The 14,450-nt window shown below is 72.4% G+C and carries 12 protein-coding genes and 1 tRNA gene; 8 read left to right on the top strand and 5 right to left on the bottom strand.

The features are described 5' to 3' along the window. Window positions 1–312: 312 nt before the first annotated feature. Both ACFHWT_RS15000 and ACFHWT_RS14995 read right to left on the bottom strand, forming a co-directional pair. Window positions 313–2,052, bottom strand: coding sequence for a dolichyl-phosphate-mannose--protein mannosyltransferase (locus ACFHWT_RS15000; protein ID WP_416595207.1), 1,740 nt, complete (start codon window positions 2,050–2,052; stop codon window positions 313–315). A gap of 41 nt (window positions 2,053–2,093) precedes the next feature. Next, a complete protein-coding gene (locus ACFHWT_RS14995; RefSeq protein WP_416595206.1) occupies window positions 2,094–2,999 on the bottom strand; it encodes a hypothetical protein in 906 nt (301 codons plus the stop codon). Between the two features lie 120 nt (window positions 3,000–3,119). Between ACFHWT_RS14995 and metG the strand changes: the two genes are divergently transcribed. After that, the gene (gene metG / locus ACFHWT_RS14990) at window positions 3,120–4,922 is read left to right on the top strand and encodes a methionine--tRNA ligase (protein WP_416595205.1); all 1,803 of its coding nucleotides are present in this window, start codon (window positions 3,120–3,122) and stop codon (window positions 4,920–4,922) included. A 21-nt stretch (window positions 4,923–4,943) separates the two neighbouring features. Here the strand turns inward: metG and ACFHWT_RS14985 are convergent, their stop codons facing one another. After that, window positions 4,944–6,209, bottom strand: a complete 1,266-nt coding sequence (locus ACFHWT_RS14985; protein ID WP_416595204.1) for a hypothetical protein — start codon at window positions 6,207–6,209, stop codon at window positions 4,944–4,946. Window positions 6,210–6,336: 127 nt separating this feature from the next. On the opposite strand from ACFHWT_RS14985, the gene ACFHWT_RS14980 reads away from it, so the two are divergent. The 6 genes from ACFHWT_RS14980 (at window position 6,337) to ACFHWT_RS14955 (ending at window position 12,218) form a co-directional block, all read left to right on the top strand. Further along, window positions 6,337–7,221 (top strand): TatD family hydrolase, encoded by an 885-nt coding sequence (locus ACFHWT_RS14980; protein WP_416595203.1) that lies wholly within the window; start codon window positions 6,337–6,339, stop codon window positions 7,219–7,221. Between the two features lie 4 nt (window positions 7,222–7,225). Continuing rightward, the gene (rsmA, locus tag ACFHWT_RS14975; RefSeq protein ID WP_416595202.1) at window positions 7,226–8,110 is read left to right on the top strand and encodes a 16S rRNA (adenine(1518)-N(6)/adenine(1519)-N(6))-dimethyltransferase RsmA; all 885 of its coding nucleotides are present in this window, start codon (window positions 7,226–7,228) and stop codon (window positions 8,108–8,110) included. Window positions 8,111–8,173: 63 nt separating this feature from the next. After that, entirely contained in the window at window positions 8,174–9,130 is a 957-nt protein-coding gene (locus ACFHWT_RS14970; protein ID WP_416595201.1) for a 4-(cytidine 5'-diphospho)-2-C-methyl-D-erythritol kinase, read from the top strand. Then, window positions 9,130–10,980, top strand: a complete 1,851-nt coding sequence (locus ACFHWT_RS14965; protein ID WP_416595200.1) for an ABC-F family ATP-binding cassette domain-containing protein — start codon at window positions 9,130–9,132, stop codon at window positions 10,978–10,980. The genes ACFHWT_RS14970 and ACFHWT_RS14965 overlap by 1 nt, the downstream gene beginning before the upstream one ends. Window positions 10,981–11,107: 127 nt before the next feature. After that, window positions 11,108–11,560 carry a DUF4383 domain-containing protein gene (locus ACFHWT_RS14960; protein WP_416595199.1) on the top strand — a complete coding sequence of 151 codons (453 nt, stop codon included), beginning with the start codon at window positions 11,108–11,110 and terminating at the stop codon, window positions 11,558–11,560. Between the two features lie 175 nt (window positions 11,561–11,735). After that, the gene (locus ACFHWT_RS14955; protein WP_416595198.1) at window positions 11,736–12,218 is read left to right on the top strand and encodes a DUF4383 domain-containing protein; all 483 of its coding nucleotides are present in this window, start codon (window positions 11,736–11,738) and stop codon (window positions 12,216–12,218) included. A gap of 50 nt (window positions 12,219–12,268) precedes the next feature. Here the strand turns inward: ACFHWT_RS14955 and ACFHWT_RS14950 are convergent, their stop codons facing one another. Further along, window positions 12,269–12,874, bottom strand: coding sequence for a TetR/AcrR family transcriptional regulator (locus ACFHWT_RS14950; protein ID WP_278174632.1), 606 nt, complete (start codon window positions 12,872–12,874; stop codon window positions 12,269–12,271). Between the two features lie 183 nt (window positions 12,875–13,057). Further along, window positions 13,058–14,023 carry an acyl-CoA desaturase gene (locus ACFHWT_RS14945; protein ID WP_416595197.1) on the bottom strand — a complete coding sequence of 322 codons (966 nt, stop codon included), beginning with the start codon at window positions 14,021–14,023 and terminating at the stop codon, window positions 13,058–13,060. A 228-nt stretch (window positions 14,024–14,251) separates the two neighbouring features. On the opposite strand from ACFHWT_RS14945, the gene ACFHWT_RS14940 reads away from it, so the two are divergent. Continuing rightward, window positions 14,252–14,323: transfer RNA gene (locus ACFHWT_RS14940), tRNA-Gln, on the top strand. The last annotated feature ends 127 nt before the right edge of the window (window positions 14,324–14,450 follow it).

The following is a 14,450-nucleotide window of genomic DNA, read 5'->3' as shown; positions in this document are numbered from 1 at the left end:
CTTTTGGTGGTTGTTCCGTTCCGTGCTGAACCGCAAACTAGCCTTGCCTGGCCCGTTGTGCGGCAGGGGTCGACCTGGTTAAGCTTTTCATGCGCGCCCCTATCGCCCGCTTCCCCCGTGGCAGGCGATCGGGGCGCGCTTCTTTTATCTTCCAATGCTCTCCGGCATCCTCGCCCACCTGCTGTTTCAGTCGACGTTGCTGATCACAGTGGAGATATGGGTCAGGTGAGTCCACGATCGGCTGACGGCAGCCGTCCGGCGGCCGTCGGCCACCGGACGGGCAGCGGGCCGGGAGCGGGCCGGCCGTGCTGGTCAGATCCAGCGTCCGCCGAGCCACATCCGCGCCGACCAGTCGTCGTACGGCAGCGGCTCACCGACGAAGATCGGGTAGAAGTACGCGAAGCAGACGGCGACCAGCAGGACGTAGGTACCGGCGACCACCGCGCCGATCAACCGCCGGTCGTTGCCGGCCGGATCGGCGACCGCCGTCGCGCCGGACGGTGTGACGATCGCACCGAGCACATAGGTCACCGCGAGGACCAGGAACGGCAGCGCTGGCGCGGTGTAGAAGGAGAACATCGTCCGGCCCTCGGCGGCATAGTAGAACCACGGCAGCAGCCCGGCGGCCACCCCGGCGAGGATCGCCCCGGCCCGCCAGTCCCGCCGGGCGATACCGAGCCAGACCAGCGCCGCCAGGGCCGGCAGGAACGACCACCACAGCAGCGGAGTGCCCAGCAGCAGCACCTCCTCGGCGCAGCTGGGTGCTCCGCAGGCGGTCTGGTCGGTCCAGTGGAAGGCGACCGGGCGGCCCAGCAGCAGCCACTGCCACGGCCACGACTGGTAGCGGTGCTCCGTCTCCAAGGTGCTGTGGAAGCCGTACGCCTGGGTGTGGTAGTGCCAGAGGTTCTGCAGGGCGCCGATGACCGGTGCCTCGGACATGCCGTTGTCCGCCCGGTAGTGCCGTAGGTAGCCGCCGTCGGTCAGCAGCCAGCCCGACCAGCTGGCGAGGTAGGTGCCGAGGATCAGCACCCCGCCGAGGACCAGCCAGCCGATCTCGCCGAGCGCCGCGTCCCGCCACGGCCGGCGGACCCCGGCGGACCGACGGGCACCGGCCTCCCACCAGATCACCAGCAGGCCGAACACCGGGATGAACCACAGCGCGCTCCACTTGACGGCGAGACCGCAGCCGAGCAGCAGCGCCGCGATCAGCCGCCACCACGGTACGGCGAACGGCGGTCGGCCGGCGCGGCCCGGAAGAGTCGGATCGAGCCCGTCGTCGACCGCCCGCAGCCATCGTCGCCGACTCCAGTCCCGGTCGACGACCAGCGCGGCGAAGGCGGCGAGCACGAAGAACGCGAGGAAGATGTCGAGCAGGGCGGTCCGGGACAGCACTAGGTGGAAGCCGTCCAAAGCGAGCAGCAGCCCGGCCGTGCAACCGAGGGTGGTGGAGCGGAACAACCGCCGGGCCGTCCGGGTGATGATCAGCACCATCAGGATGCCGGCGACCGCCGCCGCGATCCGCCAGCCGAACTCGGTGAAGCCGAACCAGCGGACGCCCAACGAGATGATCCACTTGCCGAGTGGCGGATGCACCACGTACGCCGGGGTGTTGTTGGTCTCGTCCCACTCGAAGCCGTACTGGCGCAGCTCGTTGGCCTCGTTGGCGTAGTAGAGCTCGTCGAAGATCAGGCCCGGCGGGTGACTCAGGTTGACCAGCCGCAGTACGCCGGCGATCGTCACCACCACGGCGGTGGCCAGCCAGGACCACGGCTCCAGCCAGTTGTCCAGCGGCGCCAGCCGGCGGCGGACCACGGACGGCAGCCCGTTCCCGCCGGTCGGTTCCGACGGCCCGGTCGGGCCGGTGTCGGCCGGGTGAGTCCCCGCCGGTCCGGCGTCCGGTGGACGGACCGGCCGGTCCGCTGTCGCCGTCACCGCTGGTTCACCGCTTGCCGCGTCCGAAGCTGCCGCCGAGATCACCCCGTGATCGTAGGCCGCCGCCCGACGTCGCGGGACCTCCCCGCCGAAGAATATATTTCGGGTCGTCGATGCCATGCGCCCCTGAGCGGTCGCAGCCCTGCTCCGGTCGGTCGATGTCAGCCGGTCCAGGCGGCGGCCAGGAACCCGGCGGCCAGCAGGACCGGTGCCAGCAACGCGGCGACGGTGGCACCCCGGCGGGCCGTCGCAGTGGCCAGCCGGCGAGCACCGCTGCCCCAGATCAGCAGTACGCCGAGCAGCACGGTCAGCCCCCAGCCGACCGACCACCGCAGGTGCAGCACGACCAGGTCGGCAACGACGTACGCGGTGTCCCGTTCGCGGTGCAACATCCGGGCGGTCAGCTCGGCGCCGGCGGCCTGGTCAACCGGCGGTACGCCGAACAGCCGTACCCGGTCGACGGTGAAGCCGGTCTGCGCGGCGAACTCGCCGAGGCACCGTCGGCCGTACCCGTCGCCGGTGCAGTCGGTGACCGTCGCGGTGCCGGTGACGCCCCGGCCGACGGCCAGCCACAGCGGTTCGGCGCTGACCCAACCGAGGAACGCCGCCGCCGCCGCGACGACCACGATCCAGGCGATGCCGGTCGCCGGTCGGCGGGTACGCCGGACCCTCGTCCGCCGCTGACGGGCGACCGGGCGACGGGCCGAACGGCTCGGCGGCCGCTCCGCCACCGGTGTCGGCCGGCCGTTGCCCGCCGGTCTGCCGTTGCCGGCTGCGCTACCGGTGTCGCCAGGTCCGCTGTCGGCTGGTGTGACGCTGTCGGCTGGTGTGACGCTGTCGGCTGGCTCGCCGGCATCCGGGATGACCGGTGTGGCCGGTGCGCCGGCAGCGGGTGCGCCGCCGTGCCACCAGGTGCCCTCCGGCCCGGCCGTCGCCCAGGGGCTCGGCCGCCGCCGACGCTGCCCGGGAGCGCTCGCCGGTTCCCGGGCGGGTGAGGCGGTCGGTTCCCGGGCGGGTGGGGCGGTAGGCGGCCCGTCGGACTCCGGCATGCTGGGTTCCCCGGTCACCCCGCCATTTGACACCCCGCTACGCGGAGCCGGGGCGAAGCCCCCCAGGCGTGTCGCGCTCCGCCGGGCGGCTCGGCAACCCGTTCGCGTACGCCTGGTGACACTAACTAGGCTGGTCGCATGAGTCACGTTCTCGCGGCGGTCGCCTGGCCCTACGCCAACGGGCCCCGCCACATCGGCCACGTCTCCGGTTTCGGGGTGCCCTCCGACGTGTTCAGCCGGTACATGCGGATGGCCGGCCACGACGTGCTCATGATCTCCGGCACCGACGAGCACGGCACCCCGATCCAGGTGCAGGCCGACAGCGAAGGGCTCAAGCCGCGTGAGCTGGCCGACCGGTACAACCGGGTGATCGTCGAGGACCTGCACGGGCTCGGCCTGTCCTACGACCTGTTCACCCGGACCACCACCGGCAACCACTATCAGGTGGTCCAGGAGCTGTTCGAGACGTTGCACCGCAACGGCTACATCGTTGCGAAGACCACCCTCGGCGCGATCTCCCCGTCGACCGGTCGCACCCTGCCGGACCGCTACATCGAGGGCACCTGCCCGATCTGCGGCTACGACGCCGCCCGGGGCGACCAGTGCGACAACTGCGGCAACCAGCTCGACCCGGTCCAGCTGCTCGACCCGCGCTCCAAGATCAACGGGGAGACGCCGAACTTCGTCGAGACCGAGCATTTCTTCCTCGACCTGCCGGCGTTCGCCGAGGCACTCGGCAAGTGGCTGGACACCCGCGACGGCTGGCGGCCCAACGTGCTGCGGTTCTCCCGTAACCTGCTCGACGACCTGCAGCCCCGGGCGATCACCCGGGACCTGGAGTGGGGCGTGCCGATCCCGCTGGACGGCTGGCGCGAGCGCGGCGACAAGCGGATCTACGTCTGGTTCGACGCGGTGATCGGCTACCTGTCGGCCTCGATCGAGTGGGCCCGGCGGTCCGGTGACCCGGACGCCTGGCGCCGCTGGTGGACAGCGGACGCACAGGGCAAGGACGCTCGCGCGTACTACTTCATGGGCAAGGACAACATCGTCTTCCACTCGGTGATCTGGCCATCGCTGCTGCTCGGCTACTCCGGCGAGGGCGACCACGGCGGCGACTCCGGTCGGCTCGGCCGGCTCAACCTGCCCACTGAGGTGGTCTCCAGCGAGTTCCTGACCATGGAGGGGCGTAAGTTCTCCTCCTCCCGCCAGGTGGTCATCTACGTGCGGGACTTCCTGGCCCGCTACGACGCCGACGCGCTGCGCTACTTCATCGCCGTGGCCGGCCCGGAGAGCCAGGACACCGACTTCACCTGGGCCGAGTTCCGGCGCCGCAACAACGACGAACTGGTCAACGACTGGGGCAACCTGGTCAACCGGTCGATCTCGATGGCCGCGAAGAACTTCGGCGCCATCCCGCCGGTCGACCCGGCCGGGCTGACCGCCGCCGACGAGGCGCTGCTGGCGACCAGCCGGGCCGCGTTCGGTACGGTCGGTGCCCTGATCGAACGGCACCGGCAGAAGCAGGCGATCGGGGAGGCGATGCGGGTGGTCGCCGAGGCCAACCGCTACCTGTCCGACCAGGCCCCGTGGAAGCTCAAGGGAGAGGCGGACAAGCCCCGGATGGGCACCGTTCTGCACGTCGCCCTGCAGGTCGTGACGGACGCGAACACCCTGCTCACCCCGTTCCTGCCACACTCGGCGCAGAAGATCCACGAGCTGCTCGGCGGCACCGGCGTACACGCGCCGATGCCCCGGATCGTCGAGGTCGACGACCTCGACGCCGGTCCGGCGTACCCGATCCTCACCGGTGACTACCGCGACGGTGCCCGGTGGGAGTCCACCCCGGTCGAGGTCGGCCGACCGCTGGCCGCGCCGAAGCCGGTGTTCCGCAAGCTCGACGAGTCCATCGTCGACGAGGAGCTGGCCCGGCTCACCGGCTGACCGCGCGACGGCGCGGCTGGTTCACAGCTGGTACGGCAGGTCGGTCGGGCCTTCGTCGGAGATCTCCACACTCGGTGCCCACACCTCGTACACCCCGCGTTCGTAGCACTGCGCGCCGAGCGACGCGACCGCCTCCGGGGTGGGCCGGCACAGCCGCAGCCGGCTCCACCCGGAGTCCTGCCGCAGCACCTGGCAGCGGGCGTCGCGCCAGGTGGCGAGCCGCACCCGGCGGGCCAGCGAATCGACCGGGTAGCGGGCGGCCCGGGTCATCGCCAGCACCCGGAACTCGTGCGGCGGGTCGGCGACCGCCTCGTAGGTCTGGCCGGCGTGGGTGCCGACGAGTTGGGTCGACTGCGGCAGGTCGCCGGTGCGCAGGTACTCCTGGTCCGACGGGACGTCGGGGATGCCGTCGAGCAGGTGCCGTCGCTGCGGCCCGGCCATCCGGATCCAGCCGCGCTGCTCCGGCTGGTAGGTGTACAGCACCACCTCCGCGCCGTCCGGGGTGTACGCCAGCAGGGCGGCGTTGGCCGGCATCGGCAGGTCGGTGCAGCCGGCGGTGACGAATTCGGGGATCAGGTGACGCTCGCTCGGGGTGAACCCGGTGCCGAGCACCGGCGGGCCGATCCGGTCCCGCGGCGGCATGGCCACCAGCCCCTGGTGCGCCGGCCCGGCCGGGATCTCGTAGTCGTCGGCGCCGATGGCCCGCCAGCGCAGCGCGTACGCCACCTCCAGGCTGTCCCGCCCGCCTCCGTCGTCGGTGCGCAGCAGGGCCAGGTCGGCCGGAGTGCGTAGATGCGCGATGTCGTACTCCCGGTAGCAGAAACCGGCCGGCGACCAGCCACGCAGGAATCCGGCCACCTGCCGGCCGGAGAGGACCTTCATCATCCGGGTGCCGCGCCGGACCGTCGCGGTACGCCGGACCACGGTGATCGCCGGATTGCCGGCGAAGGCCGGGGTCTGGCTCATCTGGTGCAGATCCGCCCAGCTGGCGGCCCGGGTCAACGGGGCCATCAGCGGACTGTCGCCCGGATCGTCGACGCGGTCGTCCGCCGCCGCGCCGCCACCGGAGGCACCCGCGCCGGAGACCGGGCCGACCTCGCTGGCGTGCACGTGGCGGAACCAGCGGCCCCGGCCGTCGCGCTGGAAGCCGGCCACCGGGTCCAAACTGACCAGCCGGTACGCGGCACCCCGGGCGATCTCCTCAGCCGGGTAGACCGCTCCCTCGAAGCGGACGTGCAGACCGGCCGGGGCATCGGCGACGCCGCCACGCGCAGAGCTCAGAGTCACGTCGCCGAAGGTAGTTGCCGGGTCACTGCTTCGGGTGAACGCGCGGTTGCCGCCGGATGTCCATTGACGGTGCCGCCCGGGTGGGCCGGTGAACCGGCCGGAGCGGGGCGTGTGATGCTGTCCGATGATGACGCAGCCAGCCGAGACCCGCCGCCAACGGGCCGCCCGCCGGGCCGGGGAGTTCCCACCGCCACCCGACCCGCTGCCCGTACCGGTGATCGACAGCCACACCCACCTGGACCTGACCGTCGCCGAACCGGCGGTGCCCGGCCGGGACACCGGCGATCCGGTGGCCACCCTGATCGCCCGGGCCGCGGCGGTCGGCGTCGACCGGCTGGTCCAGGTCGGTGTCGACCTGGAGTCGTCGCGCTGGGGCGCCGAGCTGGCGGCCGGCACCCCGGCGGTGGTCGCCACGGTCGCCCTGCACCCCAACGAGGCACCCCGACTGGCCGACCTGGACGAGGCGCTGCGGGAGATCGAGGCGCTGGCCGCCGCCGACCGGGTGCGGGGCATCGGCGAGACCGGGCTGGACCACTTCCGGACCGGGCCGGACGGCCTCGCCGCGCAGCAGGCCAGCTTCCGGGCGCACATCGCGATCGCCAAACGGTACGGCAAGCCGCTGGTGATCCACGACCGGGACGCGCACGCCGACGTGCTGCGGGTGCTCGACTCCGAAGGCGCCCCGCAGACCGTGGTGATGCACTGCTTCTCCGGCGACGCGGCTTTCGCCGCCGACTGCGTGCGGCGCGGCTTCGTGCTCAGCTTCGCCGGTACGGTGACCTTCGGCAACGCCGCCGGCCTGCGCGCCGCGGCCGCCGTGACGCCGGTCGAGCAGATGCTGGTGGAGACCGACGCGCCGTACCTGACGCCGATGCCGCACCGGGGCCGGCCGAACGCTTCCTATCTGATCCCGCACACCGTCCGGCTGCTGGCCGAGGTCACCGGCAGCGACCTGGCAGAGCTGTGCGCCGCGATCTCGGCCACCGGCGACCGGGTGTTCGGGCCATGGTGAGCCGGTGACGGAGCTGCTCGGCCCGGCGCAGATCCGGGAGCTGGCCGGCCGGCTGGCGGTGGCGCCCACCAAACGGCTCGGGCAGAACTTCGTGCACGACCCGAACACGGTCCGGCGGATCGCCTCCGCCGCCGACCTGCCGCCGGACGCGGTGGTGCTGGAGATCGGCCCCGGGCTCGGCTCGCTGACCCTGGGCCTGCTCGACCAGGTACGCCACCTGCACGCCGTGGAGATCGATTCGGTGCTGGCCGGCGCGCTGCCGTCGACCGTCGCCGGCTGCGGAGGTGACCTCGCCCGGCTGACCGTGCACACCGCCGACGCCCTGCGGATCACCGCCGCCGGGCTCGGCGGGCCGGAACCGACCGCGCTGGTGGCCAACCTGCCGTACAACGTGGCGGTGCCGGTGGTGCTGCACCTGCTCGCCGAGCTGCCCGGCCTCCGGCAGGGGCTGGTGATGGTGCAGAAGGAGGTGGCCGACCGGCTGGTCGCCGGTCCGGGCTCGCGCACGTACGGCGTACCGTCGGTGAAGCTGGCCTGGTACGCTGCCGCCCGCACCGTCGGTCGGGTGCCGCCGAGCGTGTTCTGGCCGGTGCCCAACGTCGACTCCGGGCTGGTCGCGTTCACCCGCCGCGAGCCACCGGCGGTGCCGGCGGGTCAGCCGGTGGACCGGTTCCGGCGGCAGGTCTTCGCCGTGGTGGACGCCGCGTTCGCGCAGCGCCGCAAGACGCTGCGGGCGGCGCTGGCCGGCTGGGCCGGCGGCGCGGACCGGGCGGCGGCGGTGCTGGCCACGGCCGGGGTCGACCCGGGTGCGCGGGGCGAGGCGTTGACCGTGGCCCAGTTCGCGGCGATCGCTGCGGCGGCGCCGCTGGCCGAAACGGTGGCCGAGTAGGCTGGCGGCCGTGATCGTGACGAGAGGTACCCGCGCGGCCCACCTCAGCCGGGGTATTTCCCGGTGACCGAGGCGTGGCGGCCGGGCGACGAGGACGACGGTTTCCGTCGCGGTGCGCGCAATTCGGTCAAGGTGCGGGTGCCAGCCAAGATCAACCTGCGGTTGGCCGTCGGCCCGCTCCGGCCCGACGGTTACCACGAGGTGAGCACTGTCTACCACGCGATCGCGCTCTACGACGAGCTGACCGCCCGGCGGGCCGACACCCTGATCCTGACCATGGACGGTGAGGGCACCGGCGAGTTGGCACTGGACGACTCCAACCTGGTGCTGCGCGCCGCACGGGCGCTGGCCGCGCACGCCCGGGTCCCCGCGCACGCCCGACTGCACCTGCGCAAGCCGATCCCGCTCGCGGCCGGCCTGGCCGGCGGCAGCGCGGACGCCGCCGCCGCGCTGGTCGCCTGCGACGAACTGTGGGGGACCGGGCTGTCCCGTGACGACCTGGCCGGGCTGGCCGCCGGCCTCGGCTCGGACGTACCGTTCCTGCTGCACGGCGGCACCGCGCTGGGCACCGGCCGGGGCGAGGCGATCAGCCCGGTGCTGGCCCGACCCACCACCTGGCACTGGGTCGTCGCGGTGGCCGACGGCGGCCTGTCCACCCCCGAGGTGTACGCCGAGTTGGACCGGCTGCGGGCGGCCGGTGCGGCGCCGCCACCGGTCGGCGCCGCCGACGAGCTGCTGGCCGCGCTGCGCCAGCGAGATCCGCAGGTGCTGGCCGGCGCGCTCGGCAACGATCTCGAGCCGGCCGCGCTGTCCATGCGTCCGGCGATCAAGCAGGTGCTGGACATTGGGGTGGCCGCCGGGGCGTTGGCCGGTATGGTTTCCGGGTCCGGCCCGACCTGTGTCTTCCTGGCGGCGGACGCGGCCGGCGCGGCGACCGTCGCGGCCGCGCTCGACGACGCCGGCGTCTGCCGCGACGTGCACCTCGCGCACGGCGCCGTCGCCGGTGCCAGGCTGGTCTGATGGTGAACATCGTCAATCTGGACCGGGTGTCCAAGGGCTACGGCGCCGCTGGGCAGCTGCTCACCGAGGTCTCGCTGGGCCTGGACGACAGCGACCGGATCGGCGTCGTCGGTCTCAACGGCGCCGGGAAATCGACCCTGCTGCGGCTGCTCACCAAGGCCGAGGAACCCGACGCCGGACGGGTCACCCACCGCCGGGACCTGCGGGTCGCCGCGCTGCCCCAGACGCTCGAGCTGGCCGGCGACGCCACCGTACGGGACGTGGTGCTCGGCACTGCGTGGCTGGCCGAGGGGTTCGGCGCCGAGCACGTGTGGGCCGGCGACGCCGGGGTGCGTACCGTCCTGGACGGTCTCGGCATGCCGCACCTCGGTCTGGACCAGCCGGTCGGGCCGATGTCCGGCGGCGAGCGGCGCCGAATCGCCCTGGCCGCGTTGCTGATCCGCCCGGCCGAGCTGCTCATCCTCGATGAGCCGACCAACCATCTGGACGTCGCCGGGGTGGCCTGGCTCGCCGCGTACCTGGTGCAGCGTCGCCGGGGCGCGCTGGTGGTGGTCACGCACGACCGGTGGTTCCTCGACGAGGTCTGCACCGACACCTGGGAGGTCGCCGACCAGACGGTCCGCGCCTACGAGGGCGGGTTCGCCGCCTGGACGCTGGCCCGCGCCGAACGGGAGCGGGTCGCGGCGGCCACCGAGGCCCGCCGGCAGAACCTGCTCCGCAAGGAGATCGCCTGGCTGCGCCGAGGCCCACCGGCCCGTACCTCCAAGCCGCGGTTCCGGATCGAGGCGGCCAACGCGCTGATCGCCGACGTGCCGCCGCCGCGCGACACCGTGTCGCTGCACCGGCTGGCCACCGCCCGGCTCGGCAAGCAGGTCTACGAGCTGGACGACGTCACCGCGTACGCCGGGGACAAGCTGATCCTCGACGGGCTGACCTGGCAGATCGGCCCGGGGGACCGGTTCGCGATCGTCGGTGCCAACGGTGCCGGCAAGACCACCTTGCTGCGGCTGCTGGCCGGGGTCCGCGCCCCGCAGCAGGGTCGGGTGGTCACCGGGGCGACGGTCCGGCCGGCGTTTCTGTCCCAGGAGCTGGCCGAACTCCCCAGCGAGCTGCGGGTGCTGGAGGCGGTGGAGGAGGTCGCCCGCCGGGTGGTGTTCGGCGACAGGGAACTGGCCGCCACCCAGTTCGCCGAGATGTTCGGCTTCACCGACCGGCGGCTGTGGACCCCGGTCGGTGACCTGTCCGGGGGCGAACGTCGTCGGCTGCAGCTGCTGCGGCTGCTGGCCGGCGAGCCGAACGTGCTGCTGCTCGACGAGCCCACCAACGACCTGGACACCGACACCCTGGCGGCGCTGGAGGACCTGCTCGACTCGTGGCCGGGCACGCTGATCGTGGCCAGCCACGACCGGTACCTGATCGAGCGGGTCACCGACGAGGCGTACGGCATGTTCGGCGACGGCCGGCTGGTGCACCTGCCCGGCGGGGTCGACGAGTACCTGGCCCGGGCCGGCGGTGCCGCCGGCTCGGGTGCGGCGCGGGCCGCCGGGGCCGGCCGGTCGGCGGGTTCCGGTGCGGCCGGCCCGGCGGTGACCGGCGAGCGGCCGGCGAGTGACGCCGCCGGTGGCGGGCTGTCCGCCGGTGACCTGCGGGCGGCCCGCAAGGAGCTGGCCCGGCTGGAGCGCCAGGTCGGCAAGCTGGAGCAGCAGGAGGCGGCGCTGCACGAGGAGCTTGCCCGGCACGCCACCGACTTCAACCGGCTCGCCGAGCTGGACGCCCGACTGCGTGAGGTGCAGGCGCAGCGCAGCCGTACCGAGGAGGAGTGGCTCGCCCTGGCCGAGCAGGTGAGCTAGGCGTCAGGTGAGCGGGCCGGGCCGGTTGGTGAGCTGGGCCGCGCCGGCCGGGGCCACCCCCCGCTGGTCGCGGGCGATGAGCGACAATCGTCGGCGACCACCCCCCGTCGGCGTTGGAGCAGACCCCATGCACACCCCCGTCAACCACCCCGCCCGGCCGATCTACCGGGCGGTCGCCGCGCTGACCGGCCTCTACCTGGTGATCTTCGGTGTCGTCGGGATCATCGTCACCAGCGGCGACGACCTCTTCGCGCAGAACGACAGCCGGGTGCTCGGTCAGGGCGCCAACCTCGGCTTCTCCGGGCTGTGCCTGGTGCTGGGCGTGGCTGTGCTGGCCGGCGTAGGGCTCGGCCGCAACATCGACACGGCGATCAACAAGGCGCTGGCGTACGGTCTGATGGCGCTGAGCCTGGCCGAGTTGGCGGTGCTGCGCACCGACGCCAACTTCCTCAACTTCACGGTCAGCACCTGCCTGGTCGTCATGATCATCGGCCTGGTGCTGCTGATGGCCGCCATGTACGGCCGGACCGGCACCGAGCAGGAGGCCCAGGCGTGGCGGGACGGCCGGCTGGTGCTCTGACCTGGTCCGGCGCTCTGGTCCGGGGTCGCTGATCCGGGCGGCCGATCCGGCTGATCCGCGGCCGCCTACCGGTCGGTTCGGCTGCGCGCCACCCGCTCACGGCGGGAGAATCCGGGGAAAGACGGCCCGCGTCGCCGCGACGCGGGGCCCTGGATCGGCGACAGGAGCGGCAGCCATGGCGCACATTCCGGTCAACCACCCGCTGCGGCCGGTCTATCGGACGATCGCCGGGCTGACCGGCCTGTACGTGCTGATCTTCGGCATCGCCGGAACGGTCGCCACCTGGGGTGATTCGCTGTTCGCCCGGGACGACGTCTGGGTGCTCGGGCTGCGCACCAACCTCGCGTTCTCGATCTCCTCGATCGTCTACGGCGGGCTGATCCTGATCGGGGCGATCATCGGTGGCCGGGCCGGGCACCTCGCCAACCTCACCATCGCGGTGGTCTTCATGGTCACCGGTCTGCTGATGATGGCTCTGCTGCAGACCGACGCGAACTTTCTGAACTTCTCGATGTCGACCGTGATCGTGTCGCTGATCTTCGGCCTGGTCTTCCTGGCTACCGGCCTGTACGACAAGGTGGGGCCGGCCGAGGCGGCCGGCGATGAGGAACGCTACCGGCGCGGCGCGCACCGCCCGGCCGAGCGGGCCCGGCGGTGAGCGCCGCGCCGGTCCGACCCCGTCCGGACCGATCCTGCCCGGCCCGGCGGTCAGTGGTTGCGGCGCCGGGTCAGCAGGGTGGGTTTCGCTTCCAGGTGGGACAGACCGTTCCAGGCCAGGTTGACCAGGTGCGCGGCGACCGTCTCCTTGCGCGGCTTGCGTACCTCCAGCCACCAGCGCCCGGTCAGCGCGACCATCCCGACCAGCGCCTGGGAGTACAGCTCGGCGAGCTTCGGGTCGTACCCCCGGCTCTTGAACTCGGCGCCGAGGATGTGTTCCACCTGGTGCGCCACGTCGTTCATCACGCTGGAAAAGTTGCCGGCGGCCGACAGCAGCGGCGATTCGCGGACCAGCACCCGGAAACCGTTCGTCTCCGCCTCGATGTAGTCCAGCAACGCCAGGGCGGCCTGCTCCAGCAGCTCACGCGGGTGCCCGGCGGTCAGCGCGGTGGTGATCCGGTCGAGCAGGGCGCGGACCTCCCGGTCCACCACGACCGCGTACAGCCCTTCCTTGCCGCCGAAGTGCTCGTACACCACCGGCTTGGAGACCTTCGCCCGGGAGGCGACCTCCTCGATGGAGGTGGCGTCGAACCCCCGCTCGGCGAAGAGCTGCCGCCCGATGGTGATCAGCTGTTCCCGCCGTTGCGCGGCCGACATGCGGACCCGGGAGTTCGATTTGGCCGGCACCGCCGGTGGCGGTGGCGGTGCCGGTGTGCCGCCCGGTGAAGCGTCACCGTTGGTGGTTCGGTTGTCCGTCACTTGGCTCATCCTGCCAGTGCCGGGCCACCGGGTCGGTGCCCGCACCGACCCGGTGGGTAGCCGTACCGGCCGCAGTCCGGCTCAGCCGGCCGGCTTGACCAGCTTGGCTGCGATCCGATCGGGCTTCGGCCAGCGGACGTTGGAGACCGCACCGGTCTTCTCCAGCAGCCAGATCACCCGCGCGGAGATGTCGATCTGCCCGCGCAGTACGCCGTGCCGGGCGCAGGTCGGGTCGGCGTGGTGCAGGTTGTGCCAGCTCTCGCCGAAGGACAGGATGGCCAGCGGCCAGAAGTTCGACGCCTTGTCCCCCTGCCGCACCTCGAACGGCCGTTCGCCGTAGACGTGGCAGACCGAGTTGATCGACCAGGTGATGTGGTGCAGCAGCGCCACCCGGACCAGGCCGGCCCAGAAGAACGCGGTCAGCGCGCCCTGCCAGGACCAGGTGGCCAGGCCGCCGATCGCCGCCGGGGCGAGCATGGTGAACACGACCAGCGCCGGGAAGAGCTGGTCGATGCGCCGGATGTCCTTGTCGGCGAGCAGGTCCGGGGTGAACCGCTCCTGGTTGGTCAGGTCGCGGTGGAACAACCAGCCGACGTGGGCGTAGAGCAGGCCCTTGGTCAGCCCCCAGACGCTGGTGCCGAAGCGCCACGGCGAGTGCGGGTCGCCCTCGATGTCGCTGAAGGCGTGGTGCCGGCGGTGGTCGGCGACCCACTGGATCACGTTGCCCTCGATCGCCAGCGAGCCGGCGAGCGCCAGGGTGATCCGCAGCCACCGCTTCGCCTTGAACGAGCCGTGGGTGAAGTACCGGTGGAACCCGACGGTGATGCCCAGTCCGGCTACCACGTAGAAGACCAGCCCGATGGCGACGTCGGTCCAGCCCAGCCAGCCGCCCCAGGCGACCGGTACGGCGGCGATCAGCGCCAGGAACGGGACAGTCACGAAGGCGCCGAGGGCGATCAGCACACCGATCGACTGTTTGCCGACGGTCAGCGGCTTGGGGGCGGGTCCGGGGTTGGTCGGTGGTGGCTCGAGTAGGGCGGTTGACATGGCACCTCGCAGCGGTGACGGTTCGACCGCGGTGCGCCGGGGCGTTCCAGCCGGTGCGGCGGCCAGCGGTGAAAGAACGGGAACTTACGCCTACGTCACCGTAACCTACGGGGCCGTAGTTTTCTATGGTCGAGTTTCAGGGTCGGGTCCCACGGTCGGGTTTCACGGTCGGGCGAACGGGAGTACGCCGGAATCCGCCCGGCACGCTAGGCTGTGCCCGTAGCACGGTCGGCCGTGGTGTAATTGGCAACACCTCGGGTTTTGGTCCCGATATTCTAGGTTCGAGTCCTAGCGGCCGAGCTTCCCGCAACACCCAGACCGCCGGCGGTGACGCTGGGTGTCGTGCCAGGTCAAGCAGGTGTGCCGCCGCCCTGACGGGAGCATTTCTCGTGATCCAGCCCCGGTCCCGTACCGTGGTCGTCCTCGC

Origin of the sequence: Micromonospora sp. LOL_021, from assembly GCF_048060215.1 — a bacterium.
In the GTDB taxonomy this organism is placed as follows: Bacteria; Actinomycetota; Actinomycetes; order Mycobacteriales; family Micromonosporaceae; genus Micromonospora_E.
Note: the sequence above shows the minus strand (reverse complement) of the source record. Positions and strands in the feature narration are given on the sequence as shown.